Annotated in this window: 17 protein-coding genes and 2 tRNA genes; 10 read left to right on the top strand and 9 right to left on the bottom strand. The window is 70.4% G+C overall.

From position 1 onward, the window contains the following. Positions 1–74 precede the first annotated feature (74 nt). Entirely contained in the window at positions 75–1,496 is a 1,422-nt protein-coding gene (locus AB0K34_RS08415) for an MFS transporter (protein WP_171069135.1), read from the bottom strand. A gap of 80 nt (positions 1,497–1,576) precedes the next feature. Next, positions 1,577–2,011 carry a MarR family transcriptional regulator gene (locus tag AB0K34_RS08410; RefSeq protein ID WP_138638083.1) on the bottom strand — a complete coding sequence of 145 codons (435 nt, stop codon included), beginning with the start codon at positions 2,009–2,011 and terminating at the stop codon, positions 1,577–1,579. 197 nt (positions 2,012–2,208) lie between these two features. Here AB0K34_RS08410 and AB0K34_RS08405 point away from each other — a divergent pair, with 197 nt between their 5' ends. The 3 genes from AB0K34_RS08405 (at position 2,209) to AB0K34_RS08395 (ending at position 6,730) form a co-directional block, all read left to right on the top strand. Further along, positions 2,209–4,962: an AAA family ATPase gene (locus tag AB0K34_RS08405; RefSeq protein ID WP_364546614.1), complete on the top strand. Its 2,754-nt coding sequence runs from the start codon at positions 2,209–2,211 to the stop codon at positions 4,960–4,962. Positions 4,963–5,060: 98 nt separating this feature from the next. After that, the gene (locus AB0K34_RS08400; RefSeq protein ID WP_138638073.1) at positions 5,061–6,017 is read left to right on the top strand and encodes an alpha/beta hydrolase; all 957 of its coding nucleotides are present in this window, start codon (positions 5,061–5,063) and stop codon (positions 6,015–6,017) included. Then, positions 6,014–6,730 (top strand): alpha/beta hydrolase, encoded by a 717-nt coding sequence (locus tag AB0K34_RS08395; protein ID WP_301178196.1) that lies wholly within the window; start codon positions 6,014–6,016, stop codon positions 6,728–6,730. Before AB0K34_RS08400 ends, AB0K34_RS08395 begins: the two co-directional genes overlap by 4 nt. 80 nt (positions 6,731–6,810) lie before the next feature. On the opposite strand, the gene AB0K34_RS08390 is transcribed toward AB0K34_RS08395, so the two are convergent. The 3 genes from AB0K34_RS08390 to AB0K34_RS08380 all read right to left on the bottom strand — a co-directional run bounded on the left by AB0K34_RS08390 (position 6,811) and on the right by AB0K34_RS08380 (position 8,921). Continuing rightward, complete coding sequence (locus AB0K34_RS08390) at positions 6,811–7,521, bottom strand: class I SAM-dependent methyltransferase (RefSeq protein ID WP_138638071.1); 711 nt, start codon at positions 7,519–7,521, stop codon at positions 6,811–6,813. Positions 7,522–7,524: 3 nt separating this feature from the next. Continuing rightward, positions 7,525–8,301, bottom strand: a complete 777-nt coding sequence (locus tag AB0K34_RS08385) for an aldo/keto reductase (protein WP_205719369.1) — start codon at positions 8,299–8,301, stop codon at positions 7,525–7,527. A 179-nt stretch (positions 8,302–8,480) separates the two neighbouring features. Further along, positions 8,481–8,921, bottom strand: a complete 441-nt coding sequence (locus AB0K34_RS08380; protein WP_364546609.1) for a hypothetical protein — start codon at positions 8,919–8,921, stop codon at positions 8,481–8,483. Between the two features lie 238 nt (positions 8,922–9,159). Between AB0K34_RS08380 and AB0K34_RS08375 the strand changes: the two genes are divergently transcribed. The 3 genes from AB0K34_RS08375 to AB0K34_RS08365 are packed head-to-tail and all read left to right on the top strand — an operon-like array spanning position 9,160 to position 10,440. Next, positions 9,160–9,597, top strand: coding sequence for a hypothetical protein (locus tag AB0K34_RS08375; protein WP_364546606.1), 438 nt, complete (start codon positions 9,160–9,162; stop codon positions 9,595–9,597). Further along, positions 9,597–10,235, top strand: coding sequence for a DUF6338 family protein (locus AB0K34_RS08370; protein WP_364546603.1), 639 nt, complete (start codon positions 9,597–9,599; stop codon positions 10,233–10,235). The genes AB0K34_RS08375 and AB0K34_RS08370 overlap by 1 nt, the downstream gene beginning before the upstream one ends. Positions 10,236–10,245: 10 nt before the next feature. Next, positions 10,246–10,440: a hypothetical protein gene (locus AB0K34_RS08365; RefSeq protein WP_364546600.1), complete on the top strand. Its 195-nt coding sequence runs from the start codon at positions 10,246–10,248 to the stop codon at positions 10,438–10,440. Here AB0K34_RS08365 and AB0K34_RS08360 read toward each other — a convergent pair. Continuing rightward, on the bottom strand, positions 10,425–13,148 hold the full coding sequence (locus AB0K34_RS08360) for a CHAT domain-containing protein (RefSeq protein WP_364546597.1): 2,724 nt from the start codon (positions 13,146–13,148) through the stop codon (positions 10,425–10,427). The two genes, AB0K34_RS08365 and AB0K34_RS08360, sit on opposite strands and share 16 nt — an antisense overlap. Before the next feature lie 323 nt (positions 13,149–13,471). Here AB0K34_RS08360 and AB0K34_RS08355 point away from each other — a divergent pair, with 323 nt between their 5' ends. Together AB0K34_RS08355 and AB0K34_RS08350 are read left to right on the top strand one after the other, a co-directional pair. Further along, positions 13,472–13,927 carry a hypothetical protein gene (locus AB0K34_RS08355; RefSeq protein ID WP_364546594.1) on the top strand — a complete coding sequence of 152 codons (456 nt, stop codon included), beginning with the start codon at positions 13,472–13,474 and terminating at the stop codon, positions 13,925–13,927. A 280-nt stretch (positions 13,928–14,207) separates the two neighbouring features. After that, complete coding sequence (locus tag AB0K34_RS08350; RefSeq protein ID WP_364546591.1) at positions 14,208–15,290, top strand: hypothetical protein; 1,083 nt, start codon at positions 14,208–14,210, stop codon at positions 15,288–15,290. Between the two features lie 557 nt (positions 15,291–15,847). Here the strand turns inward: AB0K34_RS08350 and AB0K34_RS08345 are convergent. The 3 genes from AB0K34_RS08345 to AB0K34_RS08335 form a co-directional block, all read right to left on the bottom strand. Continuing rightward, positions 15,848–16,177, bottom strand: coding sequence for an XRE family transcriptional regulator (locus tag AB0K34_RS08345; protein ID WP_364546589.1), 330 nt, complete (start codon positions 16,175–16,177; stop codon positions 15,848–15,850). A 234-nt stretch (positions 16,178–16,411) separates the two neighbouring features. After that, positions 16,412–16,485: transfer RNA gene (locus tag AB0K34_RS08340), tRNA-Phe, on the bottom strand. Between the two features lie 20 nt (positions 16,486–16,505). Further along, positions 16,506–16,583 (bottom strand) — tRNA-Asp (locus AB0K34_RS08335). 264 nt (positions 16,584–16,847) lie between these two features. On the opposite strand from AB0K34_RS08335, the gene AB0K34_RS08330 reads away from it, so the two are divergent. Both AB0K34_RS08330 and AB0K34_RS08325 read left to right on the top strand, forming a co-directional pair. After that, positions 16,848–18,284: an amino acid permease gene (locus tag AB0K34_RS08330; protein WP_364546586.1), complete on the top strand. Its 1,437-nt coding sequence runs from the start codon at positions 16,848–16,850 to the stop codon at positions 18,282–18,284. 57 nt (positions 18,285–18,341) lie between these two features. Further along, positions 18,342–20,000, top strand: coding sequence for an adenylate/guanylate cyclase domain-containing protein (locus tag AB0K34_RS08325; RefSeq protein WP_364546635.1), 1,659 nt, complete (start codon positions 18,342–18,344; stop codon positions 19,998–20,000). The last annotated feature ends 105 nt before the right edge of the window (positions 20,001–20,105 follow it).

Raw genomic sequence — 20,105 nt, 5'->3', positions numbered from 1 at the left:
GCGCTATCTGAAAACTCCATGAGAATCGCGCGGACGCGGCGGGCTTACTCCGGAGCACGCCGGATCGCGCGGTGTTACGCGGGTCCGTCGGCGAAGCGGCGCTCGGACTCCAGCGCGGACGCCACGTCCCGCGGGTAGGTGCGCCGTGCCCGCACCAGCAGCAGCCCGTTGACCAGCAGGGGGAGCAGCGCCAGGAGGAACGCGCGGTCCAGGCCGACCCCCGAGTCCCGGCCGTCGTCCAGCCGGCCCGACAGCCAGCCGAACAGCACGGGCGCCACCGCCTCCGCCGACATCCGGACGATCGTCCGGATCGCCTCCGCCCGGCCCCACAGCCGGAAGTGGACGACGTCCAGCCGCACCGCGTCCAGCGGCGGGTTCGCGGCGGCGAGCGCGGCGCCCGCGAGCGTGAACAGCGGCAGCGCGACCAGCGCCTCGCCGCTCAGCAGGCCGGGCAGGAACAGCAGCGCCGACGCGGCGAACGCCACTCCGGGCACGTTGACGCGCGCGCTGACCACGCCCCGGCGCACCAGGTGGTCGGCGATCCGGCCGCCGGCGAGCACTCCGCCGAGCGCGGCCAGCCCGATCACCGGGATGAACGCGGACAGCTCGCCGCGGCTCAGCGAGTACCGCTCCTCCACGAACACCATCGCGAACGTGCGCAGCCCCGCGAAGAAGAAGTAGCCGATGGCGGACGCCACGATGATCGTCACGTTCGTGCGGATGCGCAGGACGTGCCGTGCCGCCTGGAGCAGCGACATGCTCCCCGGGTCGGCGTCCAGGACGCTCCGCGGGTCCGGCCGCACGTCCGACCGGGCCACCTGCCGCTGGGCGGGCTCCGCGCCGCTCCGGCCGGCGGCGGACGCCTGCGCGCCGCGCGGCGGCTCCGGCAGCATCCGCCACAGCAGCACGGCCAGCACGAACCCGAGCACCGCGACGAACCAGAACGCGACCCGCCAGTTCAGCAGCGCGGCGATGTTGCCGCCCGCGATGAGCCCGAACCCGACCCCGACCAGCTCGCCGGCCAGGATGCGCCCCCACGTCCCGGCCCGCTCCTCGGGCGGGAACAGGTCGCCGATCAGCGACGCGACCGTGGGCCCCGCCGTGGCCGTCACCGCGCCCAGCGCCACCCGCGACGCCAGCAGCCACTCGTACGAGCTCGCCAGCCCGCCGACGATCATCGCGAGGCTCCACAGCGCGATGCTGCCCGCGAGCAGCGGCACCCGCGGCACCCGGTCGGTCAGCTGCCCGACCGGCAGCGTCGCGATCGCGCCGACCGCCGCCGGCGCGGCCGTGAGGATCCCGACCTGCGTGTTGCCGATGTGCAGGGAGCGGCGCAGTTCCTGGACGATCGCCCCGACGACCCCCGTGTCGGCCGTGTTCAGCGCGAGCACGCACGCGAGCAGCACCACGATGCGGGCCCGCCGTCTCCCGCCGAGCCGGTCCGCGAGGGCGCCGACGGCCCTTTTCCACGGCCGCGGGGTTCGCGCCGATGTCACCAACCACTACTGCCCCTGCACCGTCCGGGTATGTCGCGCCCGATCGGCGCCCGAGCTGCAGCGATCCGGCGAGACGGGCGCTAGGACGCGGTGGGTGAGCCCGGTGAGCCCGGTGCGCGGTCGGCGCGGGCGACGATCGACTGGAGGAGGTCCAGTGCGGCCCGCGCCCGGTCCGGGGTGAAACCGAAGATGTCGCAGATCGCCTGGTAGATGCCGGGCGCGTGCTCCCGCATCGCGCCGCCCTCGGGCGTCAGGCTCACGATGACCGTGCGCTCGTCGTCGGGATTGCGCGCCCGGAGCAGCAGCTTCCTCTTCTCCAGCCGCTTCAGCAGCGGCGTCATGGTGCCGTAGTCGAGCTGGAGCCGCGCCACGAGCTCGCCGACGGGAAGGTCACCGTATTCCCACAAAGTCGCCATGACCAGGTATTGGGGATAGGTCAGCCCGAGTGGTTCGAGGAGGGGGCGGTACACGGCCGTCATGGCCCGGGATGCCGCGTGCAGGTTGAAGCACACCATCTCGTTGAGGCGGACGGCGTCGTCCCCCTCGGTCGGCGAACTGTTCACGTCCAGAGCCTAGCAGGCGATTGCCTACGACACTATTTCCTCGTGCACAAGGTAAGTGTAGATTGACGGCAGGGGCATGATCCGGCGGCGGCGCCCCGCCCGCGGGGCGGGAGGCGGCCGGGCTGACCAGGTGGCGGTGGTGACAGGTGTTGCGAGGCCGGCGTGGCGAGTGCACGGCGCTCGACGAGTTGCTGGAGGCCGTCCGGGGCGGGGAGAGCCGCGCCCTGGTGATGCTGGGCGAGACGGGCGTGGGCAAGACCGCGCTGCTGGACTACCTGGTCGACCGGGCCCCCGGGTTCCGGATCGTGCGCATCACCGGGGTGCAGTCCGAGATGGAGCTGGCCTTCGCCGGCCTGCACCAGCTGTGCGCGCCGATGGCGGAGCGGTTCCAGCGGCTCCCCGACCCGCAGTGCGACGCGCTGCGCGCCGCGCTCGGGCTGAGCACCGGGCGCGCGCCCGACCGGTTCCTCGTCGGCCTCGCCGTCCTCGGCCTGCTCGCCGACGCCGCCCGCGAGCAGCCGCTGCTCTGCGCGGTCGACGACGCCCAGTGGCTGGACCGGGCCTCGGTGCAGGCGCTGGCGTTCGCCGCCCGCCGGCTGCAGGCGGAGTCGGTCGCGATGGCCTTCGCCGTCCGCGAGCCGGACGGGGCGCCGGAGCCGTCCGGCATGCCCGAACTGGCCGGCGTGCCGGAGATGGCGATCGGCGGCCTGCCCGACGAGGAGGCGCGGGCGCTGCTGCGCTCCGCCGTCACCGGGCCCTGGGACGAGCAGGTGCTGGACCGGGTCGTCGCCGAGGCGCGCGGCAACCCGCTGGCGCTGCTGGAGCTGCCGAAGGAGTTCGCCCCCGCCGAGCTGGCGGGCGGGTTCGGCGTGCCGAGCGCGGCGGGCCTCGCCGGCCGCATCCAGGAGATCTACGAGCGGCGCGTCGCGGGGCTCCCGCCCGCGGCGCGGCTGCTGCTGCTCGTCGCGGCGGCCGAGCCCGGCGGCGAGCCGGTGCTGCTGTGGCGGGCCGCCGACCGGCTCGGCATCGGCCTGGCGGCGGCGACGCCCGCCGCCGCGGCCGGGCTGGTCGAGATCGCCGACCGGGTCCGGTTCCACCATCCGCTCGTCCGCTCCGCCGTGTACTGGGCCGCGACGGCGGAGGACCGCCGCCGCGTGCACCGCGTCCTCGCGGAGGTCACCGACGCGGAGACCGACCCCGACCGTCGCGCCTGGCACGCGGCGCAGGGCGCGCGGGCCCCGGAGGAGGGCGTCGCGGCCGAGCTGGAGAGCTCCGCGGGCCGCGCGCGGGACCGCGGCGGGCTGGCGGCCGCGGCGGCGTTCCTCGCCCGCGCGGTGGAGCTGACGCCCGACCCCGTCCGGCGGCAGGAGCGGGCCCTCGCCGCCGCGTGGGCCGCGCACCGGGCGGGCACGCCCGACACGGCGCTGCGGCTGCTGTCGGTCGCCGAGGCGCTGACGCCGGACCGGCGGCTGCGCGGCGAGGTCGACCTGCTGCGCGCCGAGATCGCCTTCGCCGTCGACCGGGGCCGCGACGCGCCCGGCCTGCTGCTGCGCGCGGCCCGGCGGCTCACCCCGCACTCGGCGGCCATGGCGCGCGACACCTACCTGGAGGCGATCAGCGCGGCGCTGTTCGCGGGGCCCCTCGCCGACGGGGCCGGGCAACTGGAGACGGCCGCGGCGGCCCGGTCCGCCCCGCCGCCGCCCGGCGATCCGCGCCCGGCCGACCTGCTGCTGGACGGCCTGGCGCTGCGGATCGGCGAGGGCCTCGCCGCCGCGCTGCCGGCGCTGCGGCCCGCCCTGGAGGTCTTCAGCGGCCCGGACCTCGCCGAGGAGGACGGCCTGCGCTGGCTCTGGCTGGGCGGCGTGACCGCCGCGACGCTGTGGGACCACGAGGCGTGGGCGGTGCTCGCCGCCCGGCACGTCCGCCTCGCCAGGGAGTCCGGCCAGACCGCCGCGCTTCCGCTCGCGCTGACCCAGCACATCGCCGTGAACGTGTTCGCCGGCGAGCTGACGGCGGCGGCCGCGCTGGACGAGGAGGTCGCCACGGTGTCCGAGGCGATCGGGATACCCGTCCCGTCCTACGGGAGCATGCTGGTCACCGCCTGGCAGGGCCGGGAGGCCGAGTTCACCGCGCTGATGAAGAGGGTGGCGGTGGAGGCGCGGCGCCGGGGCGAGGGGAACGCGCTGACCGTCGGCGCCTGGGCGAAGGCCCTGCTCTGCAACAGCCTCGGCCGCTACGGCGACGCGCTGGCCGCCGTCCCCGAAGCGGCCGAGGACCGCCCGGCGCCCGTCGGCGCCGGGCCGTGGGCCCTGGTGGAGTACATCGAGGCGGCCGCCCGCACCGACCGGTTCGCGGACGCCGCGGTCGCCCTCCGGCGGCTCGGCGAGGCGACCCTTCCGGCCGGCACCGACTGGGCGCTCGGCGTCCACGCCCGCTCCCTGGCGCTCCTCAGCGAGGACACTGCTGCCGAGGACCGCTATCGCGAAGCGATCGAGCGGCTCGGCCGCGCCGGCGTCCGCGGCGAGCTGGCCCGCGCCCACCTGCTGTACGGCGAGTGGCTGCGCCGCGCGCGGCGGCAGCGGACGGCCCGGGAGCAGCTGCGCACCGCCCACGAGTCGTTCACCGCCATGGGCATGGAGGGCTTCGCCGGACGGGCCGCGAGCGAGCTGCAGGCCACCGGCGAGCACGTCCGCAGGCGCGCCACCGAGGCCGCCGGGGAACTGACACCGCAGGAGGCGCAGATCGTCCGGCTCGTCCGGGAAGGGCTGACCAACCCGGAGATCGGTGCCCGGCTGTTCATCAGCCCCCGCACCGTCGAATGGCACCTGCGTAAAACCTTCGGCAAGCTCGGCATCACCTCGCGCAGGCAGCTCCAGCGCACCCCCACCACCGGCAGGGCTTAGCCCCAGGGTCGGGGCCAGTAGTTCACCCTGGTCCCCGGGAGCGCCCTCACGGAGACAGTGGTCGAGAAGGGATCGACCACTGAGGAAGCGAGGACGCAATGAGCAACCCCGTATTGGAGCCTGCGGCCCGGGAGTTCGCCGAGGCGGTGTCCAAGCCGCCGTTCGTGTACGAACTGGACGTCGACGCAGCCCGCAAGGTCCTGGACGACGTCCAGGCCGCGCCGGTGCGCAAGCCCGACGTGGACGACAAGTGGATCACGGTGCCGGCCGAGGTCGGGGACGTGCGGGTGCGGATCGTCAAGCCCGTCGGCGCGTCCGGCATGCTGCCCGCCGTCCTCTACGTGCACGGCGGCGGCTGGGTGCTGGGCAACGCGGGCACCCACGACCGGCTCGTCCGCGAATTCGCCGTCGGCACGGGCGCGGCGATCGTCTTCGTCGAGTACGACCGGTCGCCCGAGGCCCGCTACCCCGTCGCGATCGAGCAGGCGTACGCCACCGCCCGCTGGATCACCGAGCACGGCGCCGGCGAGGGCCTCGACGCCTCCCGGCTGGCCGTCGCCGGCGACTCGGTCGGCGGCGACATGACCGCCGCGCTGGCGATCATGGCGAAGCGGCGCGGCGACGTCACGTTCGTGCACCAGTCGATGTACTACCCGGTGACGGACGCGGGGCAGGACACCGCCAGCTACCGCGAGTTCGCCGACGGCCCGCACCTGACCGCCAAGGCCATGGCGTGGTTCTGGGACGCCTACTGCCCCGACCCCGTCCAGCGGACGCAGGTCACCGCGTCCCCGCTGCGCGCCACCCTCGACGACCTGCGCGGGCTCCCGCCCGCGTTCCTGATCGTCGACGAGAACGACGTGCTGCGGGACGAGGGCGAGGCGTACGCGCGCCGCCTCACCGAGGCCGGCGTCCCCACCACCAGCGTCCGCTACAACGGCACGCTGCACGACTTCATGATGCTCAACCCCGTGCGCGACACCCGCGCCGCCCGGGCCGCCACGGCCCAGGCGATCGACGTCCTCAAGCACGTCCTCGGAAAGGCGGACTCATGAGCACCGACCGTCCCATCGTCGTCCTCGTCCACGGCGCCTTCGCGGAGTCGGCAAGCTGGAACGGCGTCATCAGCCGCCTGCGTGACCGCGGCCTGGACGCCGTCGCCGCCGGCAACCCGCTGCGCAGCATCCCCAGCGACGGCGCCTACGTCCGCGACGTGATCGCGAGCCTCGGCCGCCCGGTGATCCTGGTCGGCCACTCCTACGGGGGCATGGTCATCACGGAGGCGGCGTCCGGGAACCCGGCCGTCCGCTCCCTGGTCTACGTGGCGGGCTTCGCGCCGGAGCCGGGGGAGACCGCGTTCCTGCTGTCCGGCAAGTTCGAGGGCAGCACCCTCGGCGACGCGCTGAACGGCTACCCGCTCTCCGGCGGCGGCAACGAGCTCCGCATCGCCGACGAGAAGTTCCACCAGCAGTTCTGCGCCGACGTCGACCCGGCCGAGGCCGCGCTGATGGGCGCGACCCAGCGTCCGGTGACCGAGCGCGCGCTGACCGAGGGCCTCTCGGTGGACGAGCCGGCCTGGCGCACCGTCCCGTCCTGGTTCGTGTTCGGCTCCGACGACCGCAACATCCCGGCGGCCCTGATGCACTTCATGGCCGACCGCGCGGACGCGCGCGCGACCGAGGAGGTCACCGGCGCGTCCCACGCGCTCGCGGTCTCCCAGCCGGACGCCGTCGCCGCGATGATCGCCGAGGCCGCCGGCGCCACCTGAGACGCCGCGGCCGCGACCTGGCCGCGCAGCCGCCCGATCAGACGCCGCACCATCCGGTGCGGCGCCTGACGGACGGTGTCTCAGGGTTTGCGGGCCAGGACGACCCGGTAGCGCGGGCTGCCGTCCTTCCGCCGGCCCACAGACGGCAAGGGCGCCGTCGTCACGTCGAACCCGGCCGCCGCCAAGTCGTCGCTCACCGCGCCCAGGGGGCAGGTGCGGTAGTACATGACGAACGGCGGACGCCACACGGCGTTCCGAACCCGCATGGCCGCGTCGAACCCGAGCAGCGCCCAGTACCAGACGGACGTGAAGGGCGGCGGCGCACCGATCGGGAAGGCGAAGAGCCCGCCGGGCCGCAGCGCGCGGTGCACCCCGGCGAAGACGGCGGGCCGCTCGGCGGGCAGCAGGTGCCCGAGCGCCCCGAAGGTCACCGCGAGGTCGAAGCCCCCGGCGAACGGCAGCGCCCGCGCGTCCGCCCGCACCCACTCGGCGTCCGGGTGCGCCTTCCGCGCCTGCGCGAGCATGCCGGCGCTGAAATCGACCCCGGTGACCCGCCCCCGGCACAGGGGCCGGAGCACCCGCATCCCCGCGCCCGTGCCGCAGCACACGTCCAGCCCCTCGCCGAACGGCCCGAGCGGACGCAGCGCCTCGGCGGTTGCGTCGAGGATGCCGCCGGGCGTTCGGAACGGCGTGCGGTCGAACTTCGGAGCGAGCAGGTCGTAGCCGTGCTCCACCGAAGAGAGGGCCTGGACCGCCAACTCGCGCGCGGACGGGCCCTGGGGGGAGAACACCGGTCAGCCGGCCCGGGTGAGGGCGTCGATCGCGGCGACGTCCTCCGCGGTGAGGTCGAACCCCTCCAGGTCGAAGTTCGCGGCGATCCGCTCCCGGCGCGACGACCTCGGAAGAATGACGATCTCGTGCTCCAGATGCCACCGCAGGACCACCTGGGCGGGAGTGACCCCGAGCCGCTCCGCGATCCCGGTGAGGACCGGATCGCGCAGATCAGTGTTCTTCAGACCGCTGTAACCCTCGACCACGATGCCCCGGCGCCGGTGCTCGTCCAGCAGGGCCGGGTCGTGCTGCGCCGGACTCCACGGGATCTGGTTGACCGCCGGCTGCTCCCCGGTGGCCTCGGTCAGCTCGTCGATCTGCGCCGGGCTGTAGTTGCTGACCCCGACGGTGCGAACCAGCCCCGCGTCCCGCGCCGCCAGCAGCTCCCGCCACGTCGGGACGAGCTCGTCCGGCCCGGTCGGCCAGTGGATCAGCCACAGATCGACGTAGTCGGTGCCGAGCAGCCGGAGGCTCGACTCCAGCGTGGCGCGGGCCTTCCGCGCGTCCTTCGGCCGCAGCTTGGTGGTGATGAACACCTGCTCGCGGTCGACGCCGCCGTCCTTCACGGCCCTGCCGACGTCCGCCTCGTTCCGGTAGAGCGTCGCGGTGTCGATGTGCCGGTAGCCGACGTCGAGCGCCGCCCGTACCGACTCGTACGCCGTCTGGTGGTCGAGCTCCCAGGTCCCGAAGCCGATCAACGGCAGTGCGGCGCCACCGGGCAGGTTCACAGTCCGCGTCATGCCCGCCATTCTGCCCTCCCGATCGATCGGCATGTCTTGCGCGGTCCGGGAGATGCCTAGAGCCCCGACGGGTGCGCGGACAGCCAATCCGCATGCCGACGCCCCAAGGCATCCCGCTCCTGGACGGTCGGGGCGATGACGTCGGCGCCGCCGTCATAGCGCCAGAACTTCGTCCTCGGTCACGGTCCCCCAACCTGCGAGTAGCCCGGGTAGACGGCACGTTGGAGCAACCGCCCTCGCCTGGCGAAACCTCGCTGCTCGGTGTAAGCCAGGACTTGCTTCCCGTCATGGTCCCAAACCCGGACCTTCTTGCCTCGTCCGTAGTTCTCTACCAGGGTCCTGCCCGTGAACAGCCCATGGAGCACTACCCGAAGCCGCTCCACGGATTTGCTACCGGAACCGAACTCCGGGCCGGACCCTCCGCCGTCTCCCACTATCAACATGACACTGCCGTCTCCGGACGTGTGCATGGTGATGGGAGCGCCTTCCCCACAGGCGTCACTGACCTCAACGGCGAAGAGCCCGGGAGTTAGCTCCTCGACTTCGAGGTCGATGACGACGTTCAAAGAGCACGCCATGTCTCGAAGCAGTTCCACTGCAGGTAGATCAATCTGGGACACGCCCGCAAGCGTGCCACATGCCGAATGTTGATGGACGGTGCAGGCAGTGCATCATGCGAGGGGGAGTTCGAGCATATGTCGTCCTTCCTATCGCGATCATTCGGGAGCCCTTTGTTTTGACCGGCCGGACGCCGAACAGGCAGGCAGGCGGCGCCCGGAAGGAGTAATCAAAGCACGGTGATCATCTGCGTGGAGTCGCTATGCTCGGTCTCGGCGGCTTCATGGAGGCGAGGTTCCGATGCCCGCGGACAGGGTGGCGTACATCGCGATCTTCATGATCATTCCGGTGGCGTTGTTCCTGCCCAGGACGGGAAAGTACGGTCTGCGGATGTCGGTCGCCATCGCGTTCGTGGCGGTCGGCGAGGGGCTGCTGATGGGGGGTGCGGTGTCCAGGCCGCTGGAGGCCGCGCTGCTGTGTCTCAGCGGAGGGCTGCTGATCCTGGCCGAAATCGCCACGGGCAGCGAGAACCAGACGGTCTCCCTCCTCTGGATCGCCTGTGGAGGCATCGGGCTCTGGAAGCACGAGGACATCGCCGGATGGGTCGCCACCGCGCGGACGGAGGTGGCGTCCGCCGGGCTCGCCGGCACGATCGTGCTGATCGCGCTGGCCGTGCGCGGGTGGCGGCGCGCCAAGCGCCCTGCCTATAAGTCGGACGACCTGACGGGCCTTTCCTGATGGGGCAGGCTCCTTCCACCGTCGTCCAAGCGGTCCTGCTCGTGCTTTTCGTCGTGCCCGGGGTCACCTACCAGTTCCTGCGGGAACGCATGCGCGGTCCCGTCGCAGGCGAGCGCAACATGGGGGAGCGGATACTCCGTGCGCTGCTCGCGTCCATCGTGCTGGACGCGCTTTATGCGATCGCGGCGGGCCCGGCTCTGATCCGCCTGGCGCGCGGCGGCAAGGAGAAGGGCTGGGACGGCCTGGTCCAGCATCCGCGCCTGATCGGCCTGCTGGCACTGCTCCTCTTCGTCGCCGTTCCGGCGGTCGCGGCATTCGCGGTTTCGGCGTGGCAGCGGCGCAGGCTGCCGACCCGGTACGACGCCGGAGCAACCGCATGGGACCACATGTTCCGCCACCGCGGTTCCTGCTTTGTGCGCGCACGCTTGAAGGACGGTTCCTGGGTGGGCGGATGGTACGGCTCGAAGTCCTATGCGACGTCCTATCCCGAGCCCGCGGAACTGTACCTGGAATCTGCGTGGAGAATGAAACCGGACGGAAGCTTCGCCGATCGCGTCGCCGGCACCGCGGGCCTTCATGTCCGTGCGGCCGACGTCGATGTGGTCGAGTTGATCGATCCGCCCGGGTCGGCATCGTGAAGGAGAGGGCATGCCGGAACTGACGCCGCATGAGAAGGAACTGCTGGCGAACCCCGGCCTGGTGCGCGGCCATGCCCCGCGCGACGGTGTCGGCGAACCGGCCGAGGCTCCCGAAGGGCCCGCCGCCGCGTCGCCGCCGAACCAGACGCCGACCGCCTCCGGCGGCTCCGCGGACCCGGCGGGACGGGCTCAGGGCCCGACGTGAACATGACCGGCCCACAGGGCCGGGAAGTTCGGATACATTTCGCGCGCTCTGCGGGTCGCATGGTGAACCGCGGCCGCCGCGTCCGTCCGGCCCCCATTCCGGACTGAGCCGCGAAGCCCCTCATAGATCTGCCCGGCGAACTCCAGCGCGACCCGGTCGCGCAGGGGCCACAGCGCCGCGATGACATGCGCGAAGCCGGCGATCTGGAACGACGACGCGAGGTGTATCGCCTCGTCATGCAGCCGCGTGCCGGGACGGGCGGTGTCGCAGCACGACAGATAGGCCAACTCCGCTCTGCGGAGGTCCAGCCGGGACACGTCGGCCATGGACAGCGGCCGCCGCTGGTGGTCGTGCAGCAGCAATCGTCCACGGGACGGTGATTCCACATCCGTTACCGCGTGGCAGGCGAAATGCGCCCATGTCCGGTGACGCAGCGCGTCCAGCACGGCTCTGGAATAGGCCTTGTCGTCGGCCAGGATGCGCGTGGCTGGGAAAAGGCGGCGAAGCTCCTCGGCTTCGACCCGCGCGTGCTCCAGCGGAGCCTCGCCGGACGTCTTCGACATGGCCACGGCGAGAGGGCGCGGTTTCCCGCCCGGACGGCGCCGTGCGCGCGCATCCACGAGCGCGCGCAAAGTAGGCGCGTACGAGGAGATCGCCCGATCCAGCAATGCTGGAGGACCGGCCCGGCCGCCCGCGCCATGGTGCCCGGCGGCGTGGATCGGCAGCATGGCCAGCGGCCCGGTCGGAACCCACCACACACGCGGCCAGTCGCTTCCCCGCCTGGACAGGTCCAGGACGTTCACGACGGGCTCGACCAGCGCGTCCCACAACCATGCCAGCACATCGGCGAAGCGCTCCTGCTCGCCCTGGTCGAGCATCGCCTCCGGCCGCACCGCGTCCAGCAGGACGGCGGTCTGCTCGTTCACGAGACGCGGTGTGACGCCGTTCAGTTCGAGTGTCCGCACCCCTTCGGCGTCCAGGATGACGGCGTCCGACCGCTGCTCACTGACGTTGAGGAACACCAGCGGGCCCTCCCGAGTCTGGGCGAGCATCTCGCGGAGAGTCGGCTCCCGGGCGAAGTCCGCGAACCCCTCTTCCCGCCGGATCTCCTCCAGCAGGGAATCCCAACGCGCGATCAATGCGCGCCGCTCCTTGCGCTCCTGTTCCCGCCTTAGCCCGGTGGCCTCCGCTTCGAATTCCTGAGCGAGCGGGGGCTCGTAGGAACCCTCCAGCATGGTGCGCAGCTCCGTGAATTCGTCCGCCAAGGCCGGATTCCGGGCGCGCAGTGCCGAGAGGTCGGGGCGGACGCCGAGCGCCCGCGACAGCAAGACGCCGCGTCCCCGCTCCAGCAGCGTCACGGCTTTCTCGGGCCGCCCTGCGGCAATGGCGCAGGCGGCGGCCGTCACCGCGATTCCGGTCCACTGACCGAGCCGGTACTCCTGGTCGGCGCGGCGCAACTCCCGCGACGCCACCTGGGGAAGCAATTCGATGACGCCCTCGAACGCCTCCACCGCGTCCGCATACCGCTCGGCCGCGGCGGCGAGGTCACTCCACACCAGCCCGGCCACCACCCGGGTGGAAAGGTCGGTCGCCGGATTGGCCGTCGCCTCCCGAGCCAGTGCGCACGCCCGTGCCAATTCGGCACGGTCGCCGCCGCGCCGATGCCGATGGTGCAGTGCACGCGCGAGATTCAGCAGGTGGACGGCACGTTCAGGATCGTCCTCCGGCGTTCCGTCCACCGCCCGCCGAGCCAGCTCGATGGCCTCTTCGAGATTCGCGACGTCCTGCGTGTGCTCGTAGCGGGTGCGCAGCGCCAGAGCGAAATTGTTCTGGCAGGTCGTGTAAAGCCGCGAGGTCCGAGGCACGCGCTCCGCGGCCTGCCGCCCCAGGTCGAGCGCGCGATCGAGGTCGGACGGCTGCTTCGTCCGCGCGAACCGCTGCACCAGCAGGAAGCACACGGTCGTCAGGTCCATCACCCGTACGAAGGGGCGGTCTCCCGACTCGGTGATGAGCAGCACCTTTCCCAGCGTCTCGATCGCCTCATCGAGATCCGCCATTTCCTGCGTGCGCTCGTACCGGCTTCGCAGGACGGCGCTCAACTCCCTGAGGCACAGGAGACGATCGGCCCCGAACTGAACGGGCACGATCGCCACCGCCTTCCGCGCGGTCGCCAGCGCCTCCTCCAGATCCGCGAAGTCGCCGAAATGGTCGTACCGCACCCGGAGCGCACTGCCGAGTTGGGACAGCAGCGCCGCGCGGCGCACATCGTTCGCCGGCTCGTTGCGCGCCGTCCGCCGGCCGACCTCCACGGCCTCGTCCAAGTCGGCGACGTCGCGAAGCCGCTGATACCTGCCCCGCAGCGCCATGACGAGATTGGCGGCGTATTGGGTCCGCGTAGCCTCCCCTGGACTGGCCTCCAGGGCCGTCCGCAGCGAGTCGATCCCGCGCGACAGCGCCGCCACATCGCCGCTCCGGTCGAATCGCCGCAGCAGCTGAAGCCCATGGCCGTGCGAATCCACGGCCCGGTCGAGGTCGAGCGAAGGGTACTGGCGCTGCCTGCGGGAGAGCCGATTCTCGGCCAGGAGATTGGCCAGGCCCCCGAACACCAGCAGCGTGTGCACGGCCGGCTTGACCCACGAATGGACAGACTCCTCAGGAGTCGTGACATCCCACTGGATGACGAACGCGCCGAGCCCCGCCACGGTCATGCGACCGAACCGCGGACTGAGGGAGCTGACATCCCTCATTCTGGCCAGCCCGATGACCACTATCATCGTGCTATTGAGAAGAGCCGTGAACTCCAGGAGCACAGTGCAGGAGTATAACTAGCTAAATTTACTTACGCCCATGATGTGCAAAATATCCCATATGTAACACCCTGATTCTCTGGCCGGGGCGACAGCGCGCAGAGACTCCATCACTATGGGAACCCCCCATCGGGTCGTCGCCGCCGACCCCTGCAACCGTCCGATACGATCACCATCCGGGCGTTATGCCGGAGTACCGGCAGAGGCATGACCATGGGGCAGGCGTGATGTTCGTGAGAACTGGCCGACACCTTGCTGGTGCGATAGCCGCCTGCGCGGCGTTCGTCGTCCAGGGCATCGCGATCTACGCCGGTCTTCTCGTGTGCGCCGTCGTCGCTGACGCGGACACGGGCGGTCCGCTTGCGGGTCCTCTCCTTGTGCTGCTCGCCGGCGTGATGGGCGTCGTCCTGGTGCCGCTGCTGTTCTTGCCGGCCAGCGTCATCGGAGAGGCGGCCGCGAAGAGGGGACGTCTGCTCACCAAGTGGCTCGTCGCCACCGCCGTCGCCGGGGCGCTGGCGATGGTCTACGCGTTTCTTGCCGCCGTGGCCACCGGCATGGGCCTCGCGCACTCGCTGCTGGCCGGCGCGCTCGGGCTGCTCACTGTGCTCGTCCCCACGGTTCTGTGCGTAACCGTCCCCCACGCTGCCCTGAAGTTCATCCCGAGCGACACGCGCGGCTAGGCATTCGCCTCGGGCTCGCAGGGGCTCGCCCGCAGCGAACGAGGCTAACTGACGAGCACCCCTTGCCAGGAGCAGTACGCGCTACCAACGCCGCTCGTGGGACCGTCCGCGAGCAACTTTTGGACATAGACCCACAAAGCAAATAGCTTCCTTGCCCCTTCGTTGCCGCCATGTGGCCCTCAAATTATTAGGGTTGGAGCATTCAATGGAGCTGCCGCGGGGGCCGGGGGTTCGCTGTCTGCACTTCAGGGAACCGGGTGGAATCATGAATCTTCCTAAGATGCAGCAGGCCGTCGTTACTTTCTATGACCACATACGATGGCGAACGATTCGCCGCAGAATGCGAAATCGATGGCTCTATGCGATATTTCTGGTTGTCATCGTCCTGCCAATGCTGGCAATGGCCGCGTCAATTGCCGTGCGCTCCCACATGTTCGCTCTCGCTGGGAGGCCGCCGAAGGATCAACAGATAAAGATATTCTTGACCTTCGTTAGTGGCGGCCTTGCGACAGCGGTCACATTTGTTGGATTGCTTCTCACGAGTCATCACAATGCCCGTGAACGGCGGCGCCTTCAATTGGAAGCCGTGCTTAAAAGCTTGGATTCGCTACCCAGAAGCCAGGTCGTGGAACGAGTGTGTGCGGCGTTTCCCGCCATGGTACTTCTTGGCCAGCAACGTGTTGCGCTGCGAGCTCTCAATCCTGCGATAGTGGCTGAATCAATGGACATGGCCACGGCCACATGGGTTATCGATCAAGTGCTCAATAGTGGAAAACAAGTAGATCCCCTCGATGATCGGCCAATCGACAGCCCGGCGGTCAATGAGGCGGCAGTCATCCTGTTTCACCACGCCAAGGCAAATAGACTTACCCAGTGCGATCCCGCAGAGGTGTATTTTCCTGGCAACCTCTTCGAGGACTGGAATAGAGATTTGCCGCATGACGCCAAAGAGCACATCCTGCTAGCCATGGCCTACACGCTGGTTCAACGAGAGAAAGATTGGTGGACTAGAAAGTGGGCAAAACTTGAGGATGGCCTGCCTAGATTCCCGACAAGAGCGTGGGTGAAGTGCGCCAAGACTGAATTCGATCCACAGATCAGTAAATGTGCTGCCGTACTCTTGAAGGCGTTACTTGGCATTCTATCGGAAGATGGTGGCGCATCCGGAGCGAAGCAGGACGCAAGAAACATGTCCAAGGCCGAGGCTCGGCCCAGTGTCGAGATGAGCGAAGGACTGGCGAAAGAAGTGGGAGGCGTGCTCAAGAAAAGAAAGTTTCGTTCGTTGACTGCGGATGATGTCCGTGAACCATATCGCAAACTCGCCATCGACATTCAGAGAAAATGGCGCGCCAAAAATTCCTGAGAAGGCTGATCCGCGTGCGGAGATTTCTGCCGCAGGAGGTACCGTGCGCTGGAGTCCGGGTCGACTGCCGACTTGGTCTCGACTGGCAGGATGGGCTCCCGGTGTGTTCCGACGGTAGCGGCAGAGTGATTTCAGGCGACTTTCCAGGTGCGGTCGCCGAGAGAGGCCACGAGGTCGAGGTGACCGCCCAGAGCGGTGGCGCAGCCGCGGACGACGTCGATGGATCGTCATCACCGTGGCACCATCGGGCCTGTCGTACGGCTCACCGAAGACACGCTGCGCTACCGCACCGCTTCGCAGCCGTTCCAGGTGTTCTCCTGTTCCCATTCAGCCTCCCCCGTTCGCGGCCGTGCTGAAGTCCCCGGGCCGTGGGGCTCCGGGGCGTTCTTGCTGCTCTTAAGTGTGGGCAGGGGCGAGGGCGAACCGCCGACCTTCCGCCAGTAGCAACCACCCTGCGGCTCGCCCGTCGACCAAGGTCAGACTGTGCCCGACGTGCGCCCGTGGAGCCGCTCGGTTGCCGTCGTTGCCGTCAGGGTTGCCGTCACCGGTCGGTGTTGTCAGGCGACCTTGATGGAGTGGGGGCCGACGCTGACGGTGATGTCGACGTGTCCGCCGAGTGCTGTGGCATAGGCGCGGAGGGTCTCCAGCTCCATGGCTTCGAGGTTGCCGTTTTCGATCTGGGAGACGCGGGACTGGGAGACCCCCAGGATCTGAGCGACCTCGGCCTGCGTCTTGCCGATCGCGTTGCGGAGCTCCTTGAGGTGGTGGCCGGCGACGTAGGCGTCCAGTTCGGCACGGGCCTGGGCCTGGCGCTCGGGGTCGGCCAGTTCGGGGTTGCGGCGCTGTGCTTCGGCTTTGATGTCCTGCCAGCGGCGTCCGGTGCTCATCGTCCGGCCTCCTTGTCCTTCGCTGCCCGGTACTCGGCGTAGCGGGCTTCGGCCAGTGGGATCGCCTCGTCGTTGTCGACCGGTTCGAGGAGGATGGCGTCCCAGGGCACCCGACCAATATAACCTCTAGCTCATACAGTGGGGCGGACCGTCCGCTTCCTGATGACGTCCGTTGCCGTCAAACAGAAAGCCCCGGGCCACATGGCTCCGGGGCGTTCTTGCTGGTCTTGGCGGTGGGCAGGGGCGGGGTCGAACCGCCGACCTTCCGCTTTTCAGGCGGACGCTCGTACCGACTGAGCTACCTGCCCAGGACGCGCGTCGGCGCGTCTGGCGGTCCTGACGGGATTTGAACCCGCGGCCTCCACCTTGACAGGGTGGCGAGCACTCCTAACTGCTCCACAGGACCTTGCTGCTCCGAGCTTAGCGGCTCCGGAGAGTGTCTCGGCCGGTGGCGACCCGGCGTTTGGCACGTCCGAGAGCATACGCGATGGCCGAGTACAGCGCCAACTCGTTAACGGGGGAGGCTGCGGGGGATAGAGCGATAACGGAGAGGTACCGGGTGGATGCGGGTTGGTAGTGGCTGCTGTGAGTTTGCGACCTGGGGTCCTAGTCTGTCCGGGTTGCGCGACGGTGCGTGACCAGAGGGTTGCGCCGTTCCGATGGGACGGCCGTGGACGCGAAGGAGGTCGGCGTGGTCGCGAAGCTCCCAGACCAGAGCGCCGAGGGCTACCAACGGGGACTGGGCACCCGCCAGATCCAGATGCTGGCGATCGGCGGGACGATCGGAACCGGGTTGTTCCTGGGTGCCGGGGAGAACATCGCCAAGGCGGGGCCGAGCCTGATCCTCATGTACGCCGTGGCGGGGCTGGCGCTGTTCTTCGTCATGCGGGCGCTCGGCGAGTTGCTGACGTATCGGAGGGCGGAGGGCGGGTTCGCCGGGTATGCCCGGGAGTTCCTCGGTCCGTTCTGGGGATACGCCACGACCTGGACGTACTGGATCATCTGGGTGACGACCGGCATGGCGGAGCTCACGGCGGCCGGCACGTACATCCAGAAGTGGTGGCCGGGGGTCGAGCAGTGGCAGACGGCGCTGGTGGCGCTGCTGGTGCTGTTCGTCGTGAACCTGATCTCGGTGAAGCTCTTCGGCGAGCTGGAGTTCTGGTTCGCGATGATCAAGGTCGCGGCGATCGTGATGATGATCATGGTCGGGATCGGGGTGCTGGCCTTCGGGTTCGGTGACGCGGGGGAGACCGCGCGGGTCGGGAACCTGTGGGATCACGGCGGCGTGTTCCCCGAGGGGTACGGCGCCACGATCATGACGCTGCAGATGGTGATGTTCGCCTACCTGGGCGTCGAGCTGGTCGGTGTCACGGCGAGCGAGGCCAAGGACCCGGAGAAGAACATCCCGCGGGCGATCAACGCGCTGCCGCTGCGGTTCGCGCTGTTCTACCTCGGGTCGCTGCTGGTCATCCTGGCGGTGGTGCCGTGGACGGCGTTCAAGGGCGGGGCGAGCCCGTTCGTGCTGGCGTTCGACAAGATCGGCATTCCGGGCGGGGCGGACATCGTCAACTTCGTGGTGCTGACGGCGGCGCTGTCGTCCTGCAACGCGGGCGGGCTGTACTCGACGTCCCGGATGCTGCGGACGGCCGGGGTGAACGGTGACGGCCCGAAGATCCTCGGACGGCTGAACGGGCGCGGTGTGCCCGTTCTGACGGTCGTCATCTCGGCGCTCGTCATGGGCATCGGGGTCGTCATCAACGCGATCGTCCCGGAGAAGGCGTTCGAGTACATCACGTCGGTGTCGACCGGCGGCGCCCTGCTGGTGTGGACGGTCATCCTCGTCGCGCACATGATCTACCGGCGGCGCGCGGCGGCCGGGACGCTGGCGAAATCGCCGTACCGGATGCCGTGGGCGCCCTACAGCAGCTGGGCGGTGCTGGCGTTCTTCGTGTTCGTCACGGTGACGATCGCGTGGGAGGCGGACACGCGGGTGGCGCTGTACGTGATGGCGGCCTGGGTGGCGCTGGTCGTGATCGGCTGGCCGTTCGTCCGGCGGAACTCGCAGGAGGCGGAGATGAAGGTCGCGGTGGAGACCGGCAGCGCCTGACCTCATGGGATGATCCCCCCAGGCGGTTCCATCCCTCCGGAGGCGCGCGTGACCAGCATGCTAGAGATCCGCGTGCGCTGGGTTCTGCTGGTGGTGGTGGGCGTGGCGAACGTCGTCGGCGCGCTGGTCGTGCTGCTGTTCGCGACGTTCGTGGTGCCGGATCCGCCCCTTGAGGACCGCGACTACGCCCACCATGTGAACGCGCTGGCGTTCTTCGGCTATCCGTTCGTGGCGGTTCCGGTGGCGCTGGTCCTGGGGTTGTGGCTGTGGCGGCCCGTCGTGACGTTCGTCCGGGACGGGGGAGACCCCGACCGGCAGCAGCGGCGGGCCGTCCTGCTGGGGCCGCTCCGGTTGACGCTGCTCATCGGCGCCATGTGGGCGGTCGGCGCGCTCGGCTGGGCGGTGCTGGATCTGGCCCTGTTCACCGGGCGGCTGGCGGTGAAGACGAGCCTGACGTGCCTGCTCGGCGCGGCGACGACGTGCACGATCGTGTACCTGCTGTCGGAGCGGCTGCTGCGGCCGGCGGCGGCGCTGGTGCTGGGCGCGGAGCGGCCGAAGAAGTTCCGGCTGCCCGGGGTGACGACGCGGGTGATGCTGGCGTGGGCGCTCGGGACGGCGATCCCGGTGTTCGGGCTGATCTGTGTCGCGATCGCCGCGCTGGCCGCGCCGGACATCAATGTGACGCAGCTCGCGATCACGATCCTCGGGCTCGGCGGCGTGGCGCTGCTGGCCGGGGTGTGCGTGATCTACATGGCGACGCAGGCGATCGCGGACCCGATCAAGTCGCTGCGGAAGGGGATGGCGCAGGTCGAGCGGGGCGATCTCGGCGCGCAGGTCCCGGTGTACGACGCGAGCGAGGTCGGGCAGCTGCAGGCCGGTTTCAACCACATGGTGGCGGGGCTGCGGGAGAACGAGCGGCTGCGCGACCTGTTCGGACGGCATGTCGGCGAGGAGGTCGCGGATCTGGCGCTGGAGCGCGGCGCCATCACGCTCGGCGGGGAGACGCGTGAGGTGGCGGTGCTGTTCGTCGACCTGACCGGCTCCACCAGGCTCGCCGACACCCGGGGCCCGGACGAGGTCGTCGGGCTGCTCAACCGGTTCTTCGGCGTGGTGGTCACGGTGGTGGCGAAGCACGGCGGCTGGATCAACAAGTTCGAGGGGGACGCGGCGCTCGCGATCTTCGGGGCGCCGACGCAGCTGGCGGACTCGGCGGGCGCGGTGCTCGGCGCGGCCCGCGAGCTGGCGGTGCGGCTGCGCGCCGAGGTGCCGATGCTGGACGCGGGGATCGGCGTGTCGGCGGGCCCGGTCGTCGCGGGCTACATCGGCGCGGAGGAGCGGTTCGAGTACACGGTGATCGGCGACCCGGTGAACGAGGCGGCCCGGCTCAGCGACCTGGCGAAGGGCGAGGACGGGCGGGTGCTCGCCTCGGCGGCCGTCCTGGAGCTGGCGCATCTGGCCGAGTCGCAGGAGTGGGACGTCGAGGGGGCGGTGACGCTGCGCGGCCGGAGCCGTCCGACCCGGCTCGGCAGGCCGCGCGCCGGTCTGCCCGCGCTCCTCGCGCCCGCGCCGGCGCCCGGGGGCGGGGAGCGGGCGCGGCGGCGTGTCCGGTTCCCGCGTCCGCTGCGGCGGAGCCGGCGGCTGGTGCTCGGGGCGCTGATCCTGTCGAAGGCGGCCAAGAGCGCCCGGACGCCGGACAAATCCGAAGAGTCCGGCTAGCGGAGAGCGCGGTTCGGCGGTGGGCGCCGTGTCCTCCGCATTGTGAACGGTCCGGCTGCGTATCGTCACTGTCCGTACACGGTCTGCTACCTGCCCGTAACGGGG

This window comes from Actinomadura sp. NPDC049382, from assembly GCF_040677125.1.
Classification (GTDB): domain Bacteria; phylum Actinomycetota; class Actinomycetes; order Streptosporangiales; family Streptosporangiaceae; genus Spirillospora; species Spirillospora geliboluensis.
The sequence above is the reverse complement of the archived record's forward strand: the minus strand, read 5'-3'. Positions and strand labels throughout refer to the sequence as shown.